The organism is Paenibacillus naphthalenovorans, assembly GCF_900099895.1.
In the GTDB taxonomy this organism is placed as follows: domain Bacteria; phylum Bacillota; class Bacilli; order Paenibacillales; family NBRC-103111; genus Paenibacillus_G; species Paenibacillus_G naphthalenovorans.
Genome location: NZ_FNDY01000040.1, coordinates 1 through 14,531, shown reverse-complemented (window position 1 = coordinate 14,531; position 14,531 = coordinate 1). Strand labels below are relative to the sequence as shown.

Below are 14,531 nucleotides of genomic sequence, written 5' to 3'. Positions count from 1 at the left end.
ACCGGAATGAAAATGCTCGGGATATCGGGGACCATTATTGGAGAAAAAACAAGCTCGGTTGTGAGAAAGGTCGTGAAACATGCGGCGCTTCTGGAGCCGGACCTGAAAACGGAAATGCTGGATTTAAGAGATTATGAGGTGCAGTTTTGCGACGGCCGCAATCCGGCGGCGTATAACCTTGATACGCAAAAAGTAATGGCAGCCGTTTTATCGGCAGACTGCTTTGTGATCGGGACACCGGTCTTTCAGGCGTCTATGGCTGCCCCGCTAAAAAATGTGTTTGACCTGCTGCCTCCGGATGCTTTTAGGGATAAGGTCATCGGTTTTATCGCCACCGGCGGGACCTATCAGCACTTCCTGGTTATCGAGAATCAACTGAAGCCGATTGCCGGGTACTTCCGGGCTTATGTGACCCCGGATTATGTGTATGCGCACCGGGATCATTTTAACGACAGGCATGAAGTCGTCGATGCGTCCGTGCTGCAAAGAATCAAAGGTTTAGCCCGGCAAATCGTTGAAATGTCCAAAGCACTGCAAGGAATCCGAACAGCCGCGGGGTGAACAGTGATGTATAGAGCCGCGATAAGCGGGATCGGCGCTTATTTACCGACGGGACGTATGACGAACGAAGATTTAAAGCGACTGATTTCTTTAGAAGATGAGTGGATCGTCAGCAGAACGGGCATCCGGGAGAGGCGGATATCGGGCGTCTCGGAAGCCACGTCGGATTTGGCTTATCTGGCCGCGTTAGATGCGTTGGATGACGCCGGCATCCTGGCATCGGAAATTGACTTGATTCTTGTTGCTACAGAAACGCCTGATCATATTCTTCCGCCTGTGGCTTGCCAAATTCAGCGTCAATTGGGATGTCGTCCTATCGGTGCCATGGATGTTCATTCCACCTGCGTCGGATTCTTATCTGCGCTTCAAATTGCCGACCAGTATATCAAGGCGGGGATGCACCGGTGCATCCTTGTGATTGGTGCGGATACATTATCCAAACTAACCGATTATTCCGATCCGTACACGAGCATCCTTTTCGGCGATGCCGCGGGAGCGGTTATCGTCTCCCGAATGAAGGATAACGATGAGGGTGAAATCATCTCGACATCGCTTCATGCCGACGGGGTAGCTTTCGAGTTTTTATATGTTCCGGGCGGGGGCAGCAGGCACCCGGCTTCGGAAGAATATAAATCCAAAATGGTCATGGATGGAGGGAAAATATTCAAGGCGGCTGTAAAAGCCATGACCTCGGGTGCCGAAGAAATATTGGAGAGGAGCGGGTATCGCATCGATCAAGTAGATTGGTTCATTCCGCACCAGGCCAATGAACGCATCATAGACGCTGTGGCACGGAATCTTCATTTTCCGGAAGAGAAAGTGGTCAAGACCATTCACAATTATGGAAACAGCTGCTCGGCAACCATACCGGTATCATTTCACGAAGCGGTAAGGGACGGGAGAATCCGGCATGGGGATACGATTTTAATGACGGCATTCGGTGCAGGCTTGGTATGGGGAGCCGCCTTGATCAAATATTAGACTGGCCGAAGGGAGATGGCAACCGCGGATTTGGCAGGAAGGTTGCTGTTTCAACCGCTCGGCATTCCCGCAGGCGTTATTACGGCAGGAATCGGCACCCTTTTTCTTGTACCTTATGGTTAAGCGGAGGATGGCGCATGAAGGGGATTTACATTTTGATTGCATATTCGTCCTGTTATTGGGAAAGTTATAGGTAATCAAATGTATGGAGTGGACAAGATGGAAACTAAAGATGGAAGCTCGGGAATTTGGGTTGCTATAGTGAGTTGGGTTGTGCTTATAGCTTTCTTCATCGGAATATTTTTGTTGTTTGTCCGCACGTGAGTATGAATGCATGAATTCAGCGATAGCAAGCTTCCCGCGGTCCTAGGACAGCCGGGAAGCTTTTTACTGTCCGGAACTTCAGGAGGGACTTCCAGGAAAAGTAATGCCGGTGATGACAGGGGGAGTGTTGACAGAAAGACATAAACATCATAATATAATACCCATAGGGGTATAAGTATAAAATGAAAAGGAGTCATCGATATTTTGACATATGGAGGAGTGATAAAAGTGGCAGGTAAATATTCAAAAGAGATGAAACCTCAGGAAGTAAAACAAAGATTAGAACGGGGGGAAGCATTGACCATTCTGGATGTTCGGGAAGATAACGAATGGGAGTCCGGGCATATCCCCGGCGCCAGGCATATTCCATTGGGGCTGCTTGGTCAACGGCATACGGAGCTGGATCCTGAGAAAGAAACCATCGTCGTATGCCGCAGCGGCAATCGGAGTGGATTAGCCTGCGAAATGCTGGAGTCTTTCGGTTATAAGGTCATGAATATGCCGGGAGGCATGATGGAATGGACTGGAGAAGTCGAGTACTAATCTATTGGCTGCAGAGAAAAAATTCAAGCTTTTTTGATACACATAGGAGTATAAGTATAAAATAATAAATCCAAAATGGAGGTTATGAGATGTCGACGCCGTCAGCGGTTCAAGCAGATCTAACATTGGATTGTAAAGGACTAGCTTGTCCGATGCCCATTGTCAAAACGAAAAAAGCCATGGACCAATTGAATCCCGGTCAAGTCATTGAAGTGCAGGCTACCGATAAAGGCTCATTGGCAGATATCCGGGGATGGGCAAAGAACACAGGGCATCAATATTTGGGAACCATTCACGAAGGAGAGGTATTGAAGCATTACCTGCGTAAAGCCAACCCGAATGAAGTCAAGGAAGAAACAAAATTTCCGCATACATTGACGAACGAGGAGCTGCAAATCAAGCTGGAATCCAATGAAAAACCGTTGGTGTTGGATGTGCGCGAACCTGCGGAATATGCTTTTCATCGGATTCCCGGGGCCGTTTCCATCCCATTGGGCCAGTTGGAAAACAGGCTGATCGAGCTGAAACCGGAGCAGGAAATACATGTCGTTTGCCAAACGGGCACCCGGAGCGATTTGGCCTGCCGGCTGCTCGCCGACAATGGCTTTAAAAACGTAAAAAACATCCTGCCTGGTATGTCCGGCTGGACCGGTCCGACCGAGAAAAATCAATAAAATAAACGGAGGTCATTCCTGATGTCAACGAAAGTCGCTATTATTGCCAGCAACGGCGGATTGTTCGATGCCTATAAGGTATTCAACATCGCCACGGCCGCGGCCGCTACCGATTCCGAAGTCGCTATATTCTTCACCTTTGAAGGACTTAATCTCATTCATAAACAGGGATATCGGCAGCTGCCGCTGCCTGCGGGTAAAGAGAATTTTATAGAAGGATTTAAAAAAGCCAACGTACCGTCCATTCCCGAGCTGGTTCATATGGCGCAAGACATGGGGGTCAAAATCATCGCCTGCCAAATGACCATGGATGTGATGAACATGAAGAAAGAAGATTTCATTGAAGGCATCGAAGTCGGCGGGGCCGTGACCTTCCTGGATTTCGCGAAGGATGCCAACGTCACTTTAACGTTCTAATTAAAGGGGGATCGGGCATATGGCTGCGGCAGACGATATACAGGGAATGACGGCGGAAGAAGCGGCAAGATTTATTCTCGATAAGAAAGAACTGTTCATTCTGGACGTCCGCAACGAAAGTGACTTTAACGACTGGAAAATGGAAGGGGAAAGCATCGAAATCCTCAATATCCCGTATTTTGAATGGCTGGAGGGAGCGGACTCTGTTCTGAGTCGGATTCCGGAAGGCAAACAGATTCTCGTTGTCTGCGCCAAAGAAGGATCGTCCAAATTTGTTGCCGAACAGCTTGCAGAGGCCGGCCGGAGCCCTATTTATTACCTTGAAGGCGGGATGAAGTCCTGGAGCGAGTATTTGGAGCCGGTCAAGATCGGCGATTTGAAGGACGGGGGCTCCATTTACCAGTTTGTCCGTATCGGCAAAGGCTGCCTTTCGTATATGATCGTTTCCGATGGCGAAGCAGCTGTTGTCGACATGGTTAGAATGACTGACGTGATTGAGCGCTTTGCCAAAGAAAACGGGCTGACGATTAAACACGCGATCGATACCCACCTGCACGCAGATCATATTTCCGGAGGAAGAATCCTGGCAGAGAAAACAGGAGCAGCCTACTGGCTGCCTCCAAAGGATGCGGCAGAGGTCGTGTTTGCCTACGCAAAGCTCGAGGACGGCAAAGAGATTACGGTTGGAAACACACGGATTAAGATTCAACCTGTATACTCGCCGGGCCATACGATCGGGAGTACATCGCTTATTGTCGATGATCAGTATTTGCTGACCGGAGACATTTTATTTATTGAATCGATCGGCCGGCCGGACTTGGCGGGGAAAGCCGAGGATTGGGCCGGGGATTTGCGTCATACCCTGTACAGCCGCTACAAAGAATTGTCCGACGATTTAATCGTGCTTCCCGCCCACTTCGGAAAAATATCCGAGCTGGGTGAAGGCGGAAAAGCAGCCGCCCGTTTGGGAGATCTGTACCAAAGCAACCCCGGGCTAAACATCCTGGATGAAGCGGAATTCAGACGCGCGGTTACCGATAATCTGCCGCAGCATCCTAATTCCTATCAGGCGATTCGTCAAACCAATATGGGCAAAATTCAACCGACGGACGAAGAACAGCGTGAAATGGAAATGGGTCCTAACCGTTGTGCGATTCACGATAAATAAGGAGGATTAAACACGAACTGGCCTGAGGCCAAAGCAAATGTATAAGATTTGGCAACCCATTCGAGGATTGCAGGATTGCAAAACCATACCGCACACGTTATATTACCTGTAGGGGTATAAGTAATATTTAAAAGGAAAGTCAACCTGTTTATTTAATAGCAATCATAGAAAATACAGTGTTCAGCTGGATGCAGGGCAGCCGCCGCAAACGGATACTTGAGGTTTGAGGGGCTGCGGGTTTTTGCGAGGGGGAAGGAAAGTGTCTATTTTATTGGTGCTGTTGGCCATCGGATTGATATGGTTCATAAGAAGTGTCTGGCCTGTAAGCGGGCTGTCCTTCGTAGATTCGAGGATATTGGAGGCGGCACGGGAAGAAATGACGACGTTGAAAATTGTTGATGTACGGGACGCGGCGGATTATCAGAAAAATCATTATCCCGGCTCAATTAATATATCGTTAGGTCGTCTGCCGTTCGTCTGGCGGAATGAGCTTTCACCGGACGAGCCTGTCCTGATCCTCGCCGATAGCCGCCGTAAAAGCATAAAAGCCGCCCGTGTACTCAAAAATAAAGGCTTCTCTCAGTTGTATGCACTGCGCAGGGTGAGCGGCTATTAATATACCTGGACGGGATCGGAATGGAGGAAAATCGAATGATAAAATACGATGAAAGCGTGCTTCGTCGGGTTAAACGCATCGAAGGGCAAGTTCGCGGTATTTTGAAAATGATGGAGGAAGGCAAAGATTGCAAGGAGGTCGTGGCACAGCTTTCCGCTGTACGCAGCGCCGCAGATAAAGCGATGGCCTACATCGTCGCCGTCAATCTGGAGCAATGCATTATTGAAGAGAAGGAAAAAGGAAAGGATACGGGCATGATTGTGAAGGAAGCTGTTGACCTGCTAGTAAAAAGCCGATAAGAAAGCGGGATGTTCATCGTTGGATTAGCATTATCTTGTCGCTGTGCAAAAATAAACTTAAAGAAGGCGGAATGATCAAATAATTCCGCCGTTCTTATCGATCTTGAGGATTAGACGTTCTTTGGAATCGTCTAAATGAATTTTGATAACGGATTTGATCTGTTGAACATTCCCGTCTCTTAACGATTGAATAATCGCCAGATGCTGATTGGCGGCAGTAGTAATCATATCCTCTGAAATTAAAGAGGTCTCGGCCGCCAAAAATCTGTAATTCATAATATTTTTATAAATTTCAGTATTTTTATTGTTTTTGCCCAACTCCATAAATTTCAGATGGAACGCCATATTGTAATCGTTTTGTAAATATTGTTTTAAAGACAATGTTTTTATATCTTTAAGCGATCTTTGAATAATGGCCTCCATCACCATTAATTCTTTTTCCAGTTCCTCCTTGGGGACATCAGCCAACTTTTCCGCCACCCAAAATTCCAGCATCATTCGAGTATCCATAATGTCTAATACATCATGAATCTCGATGCCATTAACAAAAGTGCCGACCTTGGATACCGTTGTCACCAAACCATCCATCTCCAAACGGTTTAATGCGTCCCGAATCGGTGTTCTGCTTACGCCAAGCTGCTCGGCCAATTCGGGGATTAAGAGCTTTTGATTCGGTCTAAATTCCCGGCGGATGATTCGTTCCTTTAATATATTATAGGTTTTATCCCATAAATTCGAAGTATCGATTTTAGGCAGTTCCATATATAAACTCCTTTTGATCCATTTTTCTTCATAAGAGACTATTATTAACCCTTCACGATTATGATGCCTATATGTTATATACATCATATTTCATTTTCTATATTACAGCCATTAACAAATGACGTCAATTGCAGAGATGGTTTTCCCATTTTATTTGGAAGCGGTTATATAAATACGTTGACAAAATCATTAATCATCCATTATGATTTGATTAACGTTGTATACAACATAAAACAAAAAAAGAAGGTGAAAACGGGCAGCGATCGCCATGCCAATTTCAGGAGTTCATCTTATTCAGAAAGGATTGACTGTAAAAACCAATTCAAGTATGAGGGCTCTATCTACCATGTATACAACATTTAATATACTTGGTGTTCAATCTCAGAATCAGTGGCCGTTTCATCATTACATTTATGATAGCGGTAACACTGTAGCACTGTATCGTTCTGGATCTTCTTATGCTATTTCATTATTCGGATTATGTTCGTTCGTACATAGAGGAGGAACCATCGAATGTTAAAACCAGAAGGCATTATTCCGGCTATGGTGACACCGTTTACATCATCGGAAGAAGTAAATGAACCCGTACTCCGCCAATTAGTTAAAAGATATGTGGACGCCGGTGTTCATGGATTATTTTGTTTAGGAACGAACGGAGAGTTTTTTTCACTAACGTTCGATGAAAAAATAAGAATTGCCGAAATCATTATAGATGAGGTCAAAGGGAAAGTACCGGTATATGTGGGTGCGGGCTGCATCACAACTTCCGAAACCGTTCGTATGGCCAAAAAGCTGGAGGAAATCGGCGCCGATGCGCTTTCCGTCATTACGCCGTATTTTCTGACGTTCACACAGGACGAGCTCGTGGAGCACTTTAAACGGATTGCCGATTCGACCCGCCTTCCTGTCGTTTTGTATAACATCCCATCCCGAACGGGGAACAGCCTGCTGCCAGGCTCGGTTGGGGTATTATCTCAAATTCCTAATATCGTCGGGATTAAAGACAGCAGCGGAAGCTTTGATAACACGCTGCAATATCTTGATGCCGTCGGACCTGAATTTTCCGTATTAGCCGGGACGGATTCCCTCATCTTGCCGACCCTGATGGCCGGAGGTAAAGGAGCTATAGCGGCGACAGCCAATATTTTACCGGAGACGGTCGTATCGATTTATACTCACTGGCAAGCGGGACGCTTTGCGGAAGCCGAGGAGGGGCAAAAACAGCTAAGGGCCATTCGATCGGCCATGGGACTGGGGACATTGCCAACCGTCTTAAAAGAAGCGATGAACATCATGGGCTTGCCTGTCGGGCCGGCCAGAGCTCCTGTTGCCGCGCTGCCTGAGGCAAAATACAACCAGCTCATGAAGGTTATGGATGCCTATATTCAGAAGGGCGTTATCCAGGCATCGAACGGTAGTGCAATGGTTTAAATGAATGCGCTTTATTATATATGTGTAAGTTGTTGATTGATATTCTATTAGGGAGGTCATTATACATGAAGAAAAATGTGATTACTATGCTGGCTGTGCTGTTAACTTTAACTTTACTGTTCGGCTGCGCACAGGCGCCTAAGCAAGGAGAGCAAGCCCAATCGGGTCAGCCGGAAGCGGCAAAGGCCAAATTCCCGACCAAACCGATTAATTTAATCGTTCCCTGGGCTGCCGGAGGAAGCACCGATTTGATGGCCCGCACATTGGCCAAAGAGGTGGAGAAAGAGCTTGGCCAGCCGGTCATGGTGGTCAATAAGGCCGGAGGAGGGGGAACCTTGGCGGTTACGGAGGTTTCCAAGTCTGCGCCTGACGGATATACCTTGGTCATTAGCTCGAACAGCCCTTTCACTACGCAGCCGCTCCTGAACCAACTGGAATATTCCATTGATGATTTCAGAATCGTGCACGCTACGACCTTTGAAGATCTTGTATTTGCAGCGCATGTGGATTCCCCGTATAAAACACTTGATGATGTACTGAATGCCAAAGGCAGCGGTAAGGCGATTAAATATGCGACATCGGGCGCCGGCGGATTATCTAATCTGGCTGCGGAAACCTTCTTTGAAACAGCGGGGATGAAAAGACAGCACGTTCCTTACAAGTCGGGAGCGGAAGTAGCCACGGCCGTACTTGGCCAGCAAGTGGATATCGGTATAGCCCATCCGGGAGAACTGATGGAGTATGTGAAGTCCGGGAAAATCAGATTTATCGGCGTATTCAATGAAAAGCGTGTACCGGAAATGCCCGACGTGCCTACGATGAGCGAAAAAGGCATTGACGTCAAATGGGGCGTGTACAAATTTATCGCAGTTCCCAAAGGTACGCCGGAGGATGTATATCAGGTTTTAAACAAAGCATTCGCCAAGGCTTTCGCATCTGATGCGTTTCATGACTTTTTGACGAAATCAAACTTGATTGCCAATAACGACAGCCCGCATCAAGTGGAAGAAAAAATCCGTACAGAATTGAAAGTGACCAAAGAATGGATCGATAAGATCGGTTTTGGAAAATAAGATACTTCCATGCAGCGACTGGGGCTGCTTACCATAAACAATCATGAGATGGTGCTTCACGGAGGGTAAGCAGTCTTTTTTAACGGCAGTAAAGAGCAATATGATTAAAGGATGTGTTTCCTTGTGAGAAATGCGGGGGTTTGGGTAGGCCTTGTCCTGCTGCTTTTTTCAGGCACGATGTTTTTCAGCTCCTTATCTTTGGAATATCGCGGTTCAATCGGGCCGGGACCGGGATTGTTCCCGTTATGGTTAAGCGGATTGCTGATCCTTCTGTCCGTGCTGTATATTATCGAATCCTTTATTAAAAAAGAAGTTGAGGTAAGCGACATCTTACCCAAGGGTAAAGCATTGCGAAGGGTGCTGCTTTTTGTTGGTTCGTTCCTTTTTTTTCTTCTGATTGTCCCGTTTACCGGTTTTTGTGTGGCAGGCATTGCGATGCTTTCCCTCATGTTCATGCAAGCCTACAAATGGTATGTGGGAATGGCCATTTCAACGGTGGTCACGCTGGTCTTTTTTGTCGTTTTTGCGGTTCTTCTAAAAATCCCGTTGCCGGTTAATTCTTTTGGATGGTAGGTGAGGCTGATGGAATCCTTCAACATGTTATTGCACGGATTTGAAACGGCGCTGTCCTTTTGGAATTTGTTGTATTGTTTGATCGGAGTAACCGTAGGGATGCTTGTGGGCGTGCTGCCGGGGCTTGGTCCGACAACCGCTACCGCCATTCTGCTTCCGATCAGCTTCGGTATGGAGCCTGTATCCGCCATTATTATGCTTGCCGGGATTTATTACGGCGCCATGTATGGGGGCACCATTACTTCGGTATTAATTAACACCCCCGGGGAAGCTGCTTCCGTCATCACATGCCTGGACGGACATCCGCTGGCCAAGCAAGGGCGTGCGGGCGCCGCGCTTGGAATAGCAGGGATCGGTTCGTTTATCGGGGGGACCATCTCCATTATCGGGCTTGTTCTGATCGGTCCTCCCGTTGCCGAATATGCTCTGAAGTTTGGTCCGCCGGAGTTTTTTGGGCTGATGGTGTTAGGCATGATCATGGTCATTGGCTTGATGGGAAAATCCCTCATTCGCGGTCTCGTTGCAGCCGTCATAGGCCTGGTGTTGGCTATGATTGGCATGGACCCGATGACGGGAACGGTGCGCCTTACCTTTGGCCAGGATCAATTAATGGACGGCCTTGATTTTGTGATGATTGCGATGGGCCTATTCGGCTTATCCGAAATTTTAAGCGGACTCGAAAATCAGGAGAAAGCGCAGAAAATTCCGAAGGTGAAGGGCGTTCTGCCTAAGCGGGAGGAATGGAAGCCGTCGCTTAAATCCATTGGCAGAGGAAGCCTGCTCGGCTTTCTTATGGGGTTAATTCCCGGGACGAACTCCGTCATTCCGGCGATTTTGTCTTACTCGCTCGAGAAAAAATTGGCCAAAGATCCTTCCAGATTCGGAAAAGGAGCCATTGAAGGCGTGGCCGGTCCCGAAACGGCTAACAATTCTTATTGCGGCGGAGCCCTTATTCCGTTATTTACCTTAGGACTTCCTAGCTCGCCGACGATTGCGGTCTTGTTGGGAGCGTTCATCATGCATGGTCTTACCCCGGGGCCTACACTGTTTGTAAAAAACCCGGATATTGTATGGGCGATTATCGCCAGCATGTTTATCGGTAATCTGCTGCTTCTGATCATGAACCTGCCGCTTGCCGGGATTTGGGCCAAAATTGCGTTGGTTCCGGCAAAATTACTGTTTCCAATCATATTGATTATATCGATCATCGGATCATACAGCGTCAAAAACAGCTTGTGGGATGTAGCGGCTATGTTCGTTTTCGGCATTGTGGGATATATATTCAAAAAAGTGGATATTCCGCTCGCACCCATCGTGCTCACTTTTGTATTAGGGGAACTGATGGAGAATTCATTATTGCAATCCCTTGCCTTGTTCGAAGGCCATTTTATGGGTTTCTTTACGCGTCCGTTAAGCGCAACATTGCTCGTGCTTTCTGCTATGATTCTGATCGCAAGCTTTGTTGCGGGGCTGATGAAAAAGAAGGATGGTCTTTCGGCGGATGTTGAAATGTAAACGTGGGTGTGATCCGGACGTGGATCGGCCTCGGCACGGTTTTTGATGATAGAAGAAAATCTAAGTTATCAGCGGAGCTGAAAGTTTTCTTTACCGCGAGAAAAGGTTCTAAAGGGGAGATTCAGTAATGAAAGTCGTATCCACATCGCCATCCTTTGCCAAATATTCGAATGAGCCTGTGAAATATCTAGAAAAACATGGGATGCAGTTGGTTCAATTGCCGGCGGATATTCAAGAGGAATCATTTATTGCCGAAATCCAGGATGCGGATGCCGCCATTGTTGCTTTTAATGCCATTACGCCGAATGTTCTGGCTCGTACGCCGAATTTAAAGATTATTTGCAAACATGGCGTAGGGGTGGATAACATCGATTTGGAAGCGGCCAGGAAAAGTCAAGTTTGGGTGACGAACGTTCCCAATACCAACAAGCATGCGGTAGCTGACTTTACCTTTGCCTTAATGCTTTCCTTGGCCCGTCAAATTCCGGCGGCCGTCGAATTAACCAAAAAGGGCGAGTGGCCAAGAATATTTGGCTCCGACGTTTATGGGAAAACGGTTGGCATCATAGGGCTCGGCAACATTGGCAAGGAAGTAGCCCGCAGGTCCAGAGGCTTTGATATGAATATTCTGGCCTTTGATCCTTACCCCGATCACAGCTTCGCGGAGAAGCATGAGGTCACATTCGTTTCCCTTGAAGAGCTTTTGAGTAAAAGCGATTTTGTAACTCTTCATATCGCGCTTACGGAACAAACGGAAAATCTCATCGGGCGCAAAGAATTGGACATGATGAAGAAAAGCGCCTATCTGATCAATGCTTCCCGGGGCGGGATTGTATCCGAAGATGCCCTGTACGAGGTTTTAAGAGACGGCTCCATTGCCGGAGCCGCATTGGATGTATTCGAACAAGAACCGGTTCGGGAGCATCCGCTGTTTGGTTTGCCCAATTGTATAGCCACGTCTCATATTGCAGGTTATACGAGCGGAGCTGTCAATGAAATCGGCATGATTTGCGTGCGGAATATCGTGGACGTTCTTGTGAACAAAAAAAGACCCGAGCATGTCGTAAACGGAATGTAGCCGCAGCGCCCGATCCTGAAACATGAGGAGAACGATGATGAATAAAATCATAGCATTACTGCGCGATATTCCGATTCCCAGGATGATCAAAGTACAGCAACACTTCATTGCTCCCGAAATTGGCGATACGGCATCGGCTGTCCGCAAAGCGATGAAGGAAGCCGGCGTTCTGCCGCGGGTTTCTCAAGGAGATCGGGTCGCTATAGCCGTGGGCAGCCGGGGAATAGCCGATATTGCCATTATCGTAAGAGAGGTCGTCCGCGCCGTCAAGTCTGCCGGTGCCCATCCCTTTATTGTACCGGCTATGGGAAGCCACGGCGGAGCGACGGCTGAAGGCCAGGCCGAAGTATTGGAGCAATTGGGGGTTACGGAACAATCCGTCGGGGCTCCCGTACATTCGAGCATGGACGTCGTGGAGGTGGGCAGATTACCTAAGGGTTTGCCTGTCTACACCGATAAAATTGCTTATGAAGCCGACAAGATTATCGTGATTAACCGGATTAAACCGCACACCGCCTTCAGCGGTCCGATCGAAAGCGGTTTGATGAAAATGATCACGATTGGCCTCGGGAAGCATAAGGGAGCTGATGCCGCTCATGCCTACGGTTTTAAATACATGGCTGAGCATGTCCCCGAGATGGCCCGAATCGTTCTTTCCAAGCTCCCTGTTATTTTTGGAGTAGCTGTTATTGAGAATGCTTATGACCGGCCCGCCAGGATCGCTGCCGTACCTGCCGAACGGCTGGAAGACATCGAACCCGGGTTACTGCTGGAAGCCAAGTCCCTCATGCCCCGGTTATTGTTCGATCCTATCGATGTCTTGATTGTAGATGAGATCGGAAAGGATATATCCGGCAGCGGCATGGACCCTAATATAACCGGACGCTTCCATACACCGTACGTCAAAAGTACGGCTCCCGCCATCAGCCGTATTGCAGTTCTCGGATTAACGGCCAAAACCCGGGGCAATGCGCTGGGCATCGGCTCGGCGGATGTGATTACGCGTAAGCTTTTTGATGAAATGGATTGGGAAAAGGGCTATATGAATGCTTTTACAAGCACGGTCCTAACCCCTGTCAAGGTTCCCATGGTTCTTCCGACGGAAAAATTGGCGATACAGGCGGCGATAAAAACGTGTAATGTGCCCGATTTTCATCAAGTGAGAATCGTCCGGATTAAAAATACGTTGGAATTAAAGGAAATCCGGATATCCGAAAATCTGCTGCCCGAAGCATTGGCTTCAAAGGCCATTGAGGTATTGACGGGGCCGGTTACGATGCATTTTTCCGACGTACCATAGAAAATTACAGGACTAACATGGGTTATCCAGAGGCGGTCTTGTCGGCGCCGGAGGCATCCTTGCGGGCCGATCGAAGCGCCAAGACAAGGACGGACACGATGATACAAAGGCTGCCGAGGAGCTGGACCGGATCCATAGGCGTATGTAAAAATACGGTGGTAACCAGTACGGCTGTTAACGGTTCGGCGCTGCCGAGGATACTGGCCTGGGCCGGCGTGACAAACCGCAGGCTGTCCAGGAACAGATAGAATGGAGTAATGGTGCCTACGATGACAATAAACGCAAGCAAGGCAAACAGAAGCAGGGAGCCTTGGCTCCAATCGAAAAACCATGGCGGGTGAAACAGACTAAGTCCGACACCGCCGATGACCATGCTCCAGCCGACGACGGAAACCGGTCCCCAGGCTTTCAACAGCTTTGCCGGGAACAAGGTATAGAATGCCGCGGCTATGGCGGACAGGATTCCCCATATAAACGCTTCCAATGTTATCGTTAAAGAATCGACAGAGCCGCTCGTCGTCATGAAGAAAATGCCGGTCAGAGCTAACAGGAACGCAATGAGCTCCCGGCTGCCGGGCATTCGTCTGAACTGCAGGGAAACATAGACGATGATGAAGATCGGTCCCAAATACTGCAGCAGGGTGGCTGTGGCCGCATTTCCATGGTGAATCGCGGCAAAAAAGGTATATTGAACGCCTAACATCCCTATTAAACCAAAGACAAGTAAGGTAAGCCGGTCCTTTTTATGCGACCAGACGGAAAAAGCGTTTTTGGTTCCCTGAATCAGGCTTTGCAGCAGGATCATGATGACACCGGCAGAGAGCAGACGAATAGAGACAAGGATGCCGGGCGCTGCCGCAAAATGCTGAAAAAACAGCTGAGCCGCGATTCCGGATAACGCCCAGCAGACAGCCGCGCACAGAACCATAAAAACTCCTTTGATCTTGATGTCGTTCTCCTCCTTGCAGCTTAAACAATAATAAGACAATATCTATTACACTACCATTATCTCCTCCATGTCGTAAACCCAAATTTCTAAATGATTCCATCCGCGCAAAAAGACCCTATTCCGTCCGGTTTCGGAGAGAACAGGGTCTTATTCATGATTCGGCTTCATCCAAGTTAGTGTAAAATCTCCGTGGGTGTAGGAATTGGAAAAAGCGGATATAGAAAAAGAGCTTCTCCCTTGGTAAAGTGATGTTTGCGCACAACACAC

Annotated in this window: 16 protein-coding genes; 14 read left to right on the top strand and 2 right to left on the bottom strand. The window is 48.0% G+C overall.

Going from position 1 to position 14,531, the window contains the following annotated elements:
• Positions 1-6: 6 nt before the first annotated feature.
• From BLT35_RS23390 to BLT35_RS23355, 8 genes are all read left to right on the top strand, one after another.
• Positions 7-561, top strand: coding sequence for an NADPH-dependent FMN reductase (locus tag BLT35_RS23390; RefSeq protein ID WP_062409596.1), 555 nt, complete (start codon positions 7-9; stop codon positions 559-561).
• A 6-nt stretch (positions 562-567) separates the two neighbouring features.
• Positions 568-1,542, top strand: coding sequence for a beta-ketoacyl-ACP synthase III (locus BLT35_RS23385; protein WP_074729886.1), 975 nt, complete (start codon positions 568-570; stop codon positions 1,540-1,542).
• A 576-nt stretch (positions 1,543-2,118) separates the two neighbouring features.
• Complete coding sequence (locus BLT35_RS23380; protein ID WP_062411026.1) at positions 2,119-2,409, top strand: rhodanese-like domain-containing protein; 291 nt, start codon at positions 2,119-2,121, stop codon at positions 2,407-2,409.
• Positions 2,410-2,498: 89 nt separating this feature from the next.
• Positions 2,499-3,083, top strand: a complete 585-nt coding sequence (locus BLT35_RS23375) for a sulfurtransferase TusA family protein (protein ID WP_074729885.1) — start codon at positions 2,499-2,501, stop codon at positions 3,081-3,083.
• A 21-nt stretch (positions 3,084-3,104) separates the two neighbouring features.
• Positions 3,105-3,500, top strand: a complete 396-nt coding sequence (locus BLT35_RS23370) for a DsrE/DsrF/DrsH-like family protein (protein WP_062409593.1) — start codon at positions 3,105-3,107, stop codon at positions 3,498-3,500.
• A 19-nt stretch (positions 3,501-3,519) separates the two neighbouring features.
• Complete coding sequence (locus tag BLT35_RS23365; protein WP_074729884.1) at positions 3,520-4,668, top strand: MBL fold metallo-hydrolase; 1,149 nt, start codon at positions 3,520-3,522, stop codon at positions 4,666-4,668.
• Positions 4,669-4,927: 259 nt separating this feature from the next.
• The gene (locus BLT35_RS23360; protein ID WP_054817405.1) at positions 4,928-5,284 is read left to right on the top strand and encodes a rhodanese-like domain-containing protein; all 357 of its coding nucleotides are present in this window, start codon (positions 4,928-4,930) and stop codon (positions 5,282-5,284) included.
• 35 nt (positions 5,285-5,319) lie between these two features.
• A complete protein-coding gene (locus tag BLT35_RS23355; RefSeq protein ID WP_054817406.1) occupies positions 5,320-5,583 on the top strand; it encodes a metal-sensitive transcriptional regulator in 264 nt (87 codons plus the stop codon).
• A 75-nt stretch (positions 5,584-5,658) separates the two neighbouring features.
• Here BLT35_RS23355 and BLT35_RS23350 read toward each other — a convergent pair whose 3' ends face one another.
• Entirely contained in the window at positions 5,659-6,345 is a 687-nt protein-coding gene (locus tag BLT35_RS23350) for a GntR family transcriptional regulator (protein WP_074729883.1), read from the bottom strand.
• Between the two features lie 513 nt (positions 6,346-6,858).
• Between BLT35_RS23350 and dapA the strand changes: the two genes are divergently transcribed.
• From dapA to BLT35_RS23320, 6 genes are all read left to right on the top strand, one after another.
• Positions 6,859-7,776, top strand: coding sequence for a 4-hydroxy-tetrahydrodipicolinate synthase (gene dapA / locus BLT35_RS23345; protein WP_062409589.1), 918 nt, complete (start codon positions 6,859-6,861; stop codon positions 7,774-7,776).
• A gap of 65 nt (positions 7,777-7,841) precedes the next feature.
• Complete coding sequence (locus BLT35_RS23340; RefSeq protein ID WP_062409588.1) at positions 7,842-8,849, top strand: tripartite tricarboxylate transporter substrate binding protein; 1,008 nt, start codon at positions 7,842-7,844, stop codon at positions 8,847-8,849.
• A 123-nt stretch (positions 8,850-8,972) separates the two neighbouring features.
• Entirely contained in the window at positions 8,973-9,422 is a 450-nt protein-coding gene (locus BLT35_RS23335; protein WP_062409587.1) for a tripartite tricarboxylate transporter TctB family protein, read from the top strand.
• Between the two features lie 24 nt (positions 9,423-9,446).
• Positions 9,447-10,937: a tripartite tricarboxylate transporter permease gene (locus tag BLT35_RS23330; protein WP_254777649.1), complete on the top strand. Its 1,491-nt coding sequence runs from the start codon at positions 9,447-9,449 to the stop codon at positions 10,935-10,937.
• Positions 10,938-11,064: 127 nt separating this feature from the next.
• On the top strand, positions 11,065-12,015 hold the full coding sequence (locus BLT35_RS23325) for a phosphoglycerate dehydrogenase (protein WP_074729881.1): 951 nt from the start codon (positions 11,065-11,067) through the stop codon (positions 12,013-12,015).
• 37 nt (positions 12,016-12,052) lie between these two features.
• On the top strand, positions 12,053-13,315 hold the full coding sequence (locus tag BLT35_RS23320; RefSeq protein ID WP_062409584.1) for a nickel pincer cofactor-dependent isomerase, group 22: 1,263 nt from the start codon (positions 12,053-12,055) through the stop codon (positions 13,313-13,315).
• A 22-nt stretch (positions 13,316-13,337) separates the two neighbouring features.
• On the opposite strand, the gene BLT35_RS23315 is transcribed toward BLT35_RS23320, so the two are convergent.
• On the bottom strand, positions 13,338-14,303 hold the full coding sequence (locus tag BLT35_RS23315) for an EamA family transporter (protein WP_254777648.1): 966 nt from the start codon (positions 14,301-14,303) through the stop codon (positions 13,338-13,340).
• Positions 14,304-14,531 lie beyond the last annotated feature (228 nt).

Coding starts and splice junctions, on each gene's coding strand:
- BLT35_RS23330 (WP_254777649.1), top strand. CDS start 9,447: ATGTTATTGCACGGATTTGAAACGGCGCTGTCCTTTTGGAATTTGTTG.
- BLT35_RS23350 (WP_074729883.1), bottom strand. CDS start 6,345: ATGGAACTGCCTAAAATCGATACTTCGAATTTATGGGATAAAACCTAT.
- dapA (WP_062409589.1), top strand. CDS start 6,859: ATGTTAAAACCAGAAGGCATTATTCCGGCTATGGTGACACCGTTTACA.
- BLT35_RS23375 (WP_074729885.1), top strand. CDS start 2,499: ATGTCGACGCCGTCAGCGGTTCAAGCAGATCTAACATTGGATTGTAAA.
- BLT35_RS23380 (WP_062411026.1), top strand. CDS start 2,119: ATGAAACCTCAGGAAGTAAAACAAAGATTAGAACGGGGGGAAGCATTG.
- BLT35_RS23365 (WP_074729884.1), top strand. CDS start 3,520: ATGGCTGCGGCAGACGATATACAGGGAATGACGGCGGAAGAAGCGGCA.
- BLT35_RS23320 (WP_062409584.1), top strand. CDS start 12,053: ATGAATAAAATCATAGCATTACTGCGCGATATTCCGATTCCCAGGATG.
- BLT35_RS23385 (WP_074729886.1), top strand. CDS start 568: ATGTATAGAGCCGCGATAAGCGGGATCGGCGCTTATTTACCGACGGGA.
- BLT35_RS23370 (WP_062409593.1), top strand. CDS start 3,105: ATGTCAACGAAAGTCGCTATTATTGCCAGCAACGGCGGATTGTTCGAT.
- BLT35_RS23355 (WP_054817406.1), top strand. CDS start 5,320: ATGATAAAATACGATGAAAGCGTGCTTCGTCGGGTTAAACGCATCGAA.
- BLT35_RS23325 (WP_074729881.1), top strand. CDS start 11,065: ATGAAAGTCGTATCCACATCGCCATCCTTTGCCAAATATTCGAATGAG.
- BLT35_RS23390 (WP_062409596.1), top strand. CDS start 7: ATGAAAATGCTCGGGATATCGGGGACCATTATTGGAGAAAAAACAAGC.
- BLT35_RS23340 (WP_062409588.1), top strand. CDS start 7,842: ATGAAGAAAAATGTGATTACTATGCTGGCTGTGCTGTTAACTTTAACT.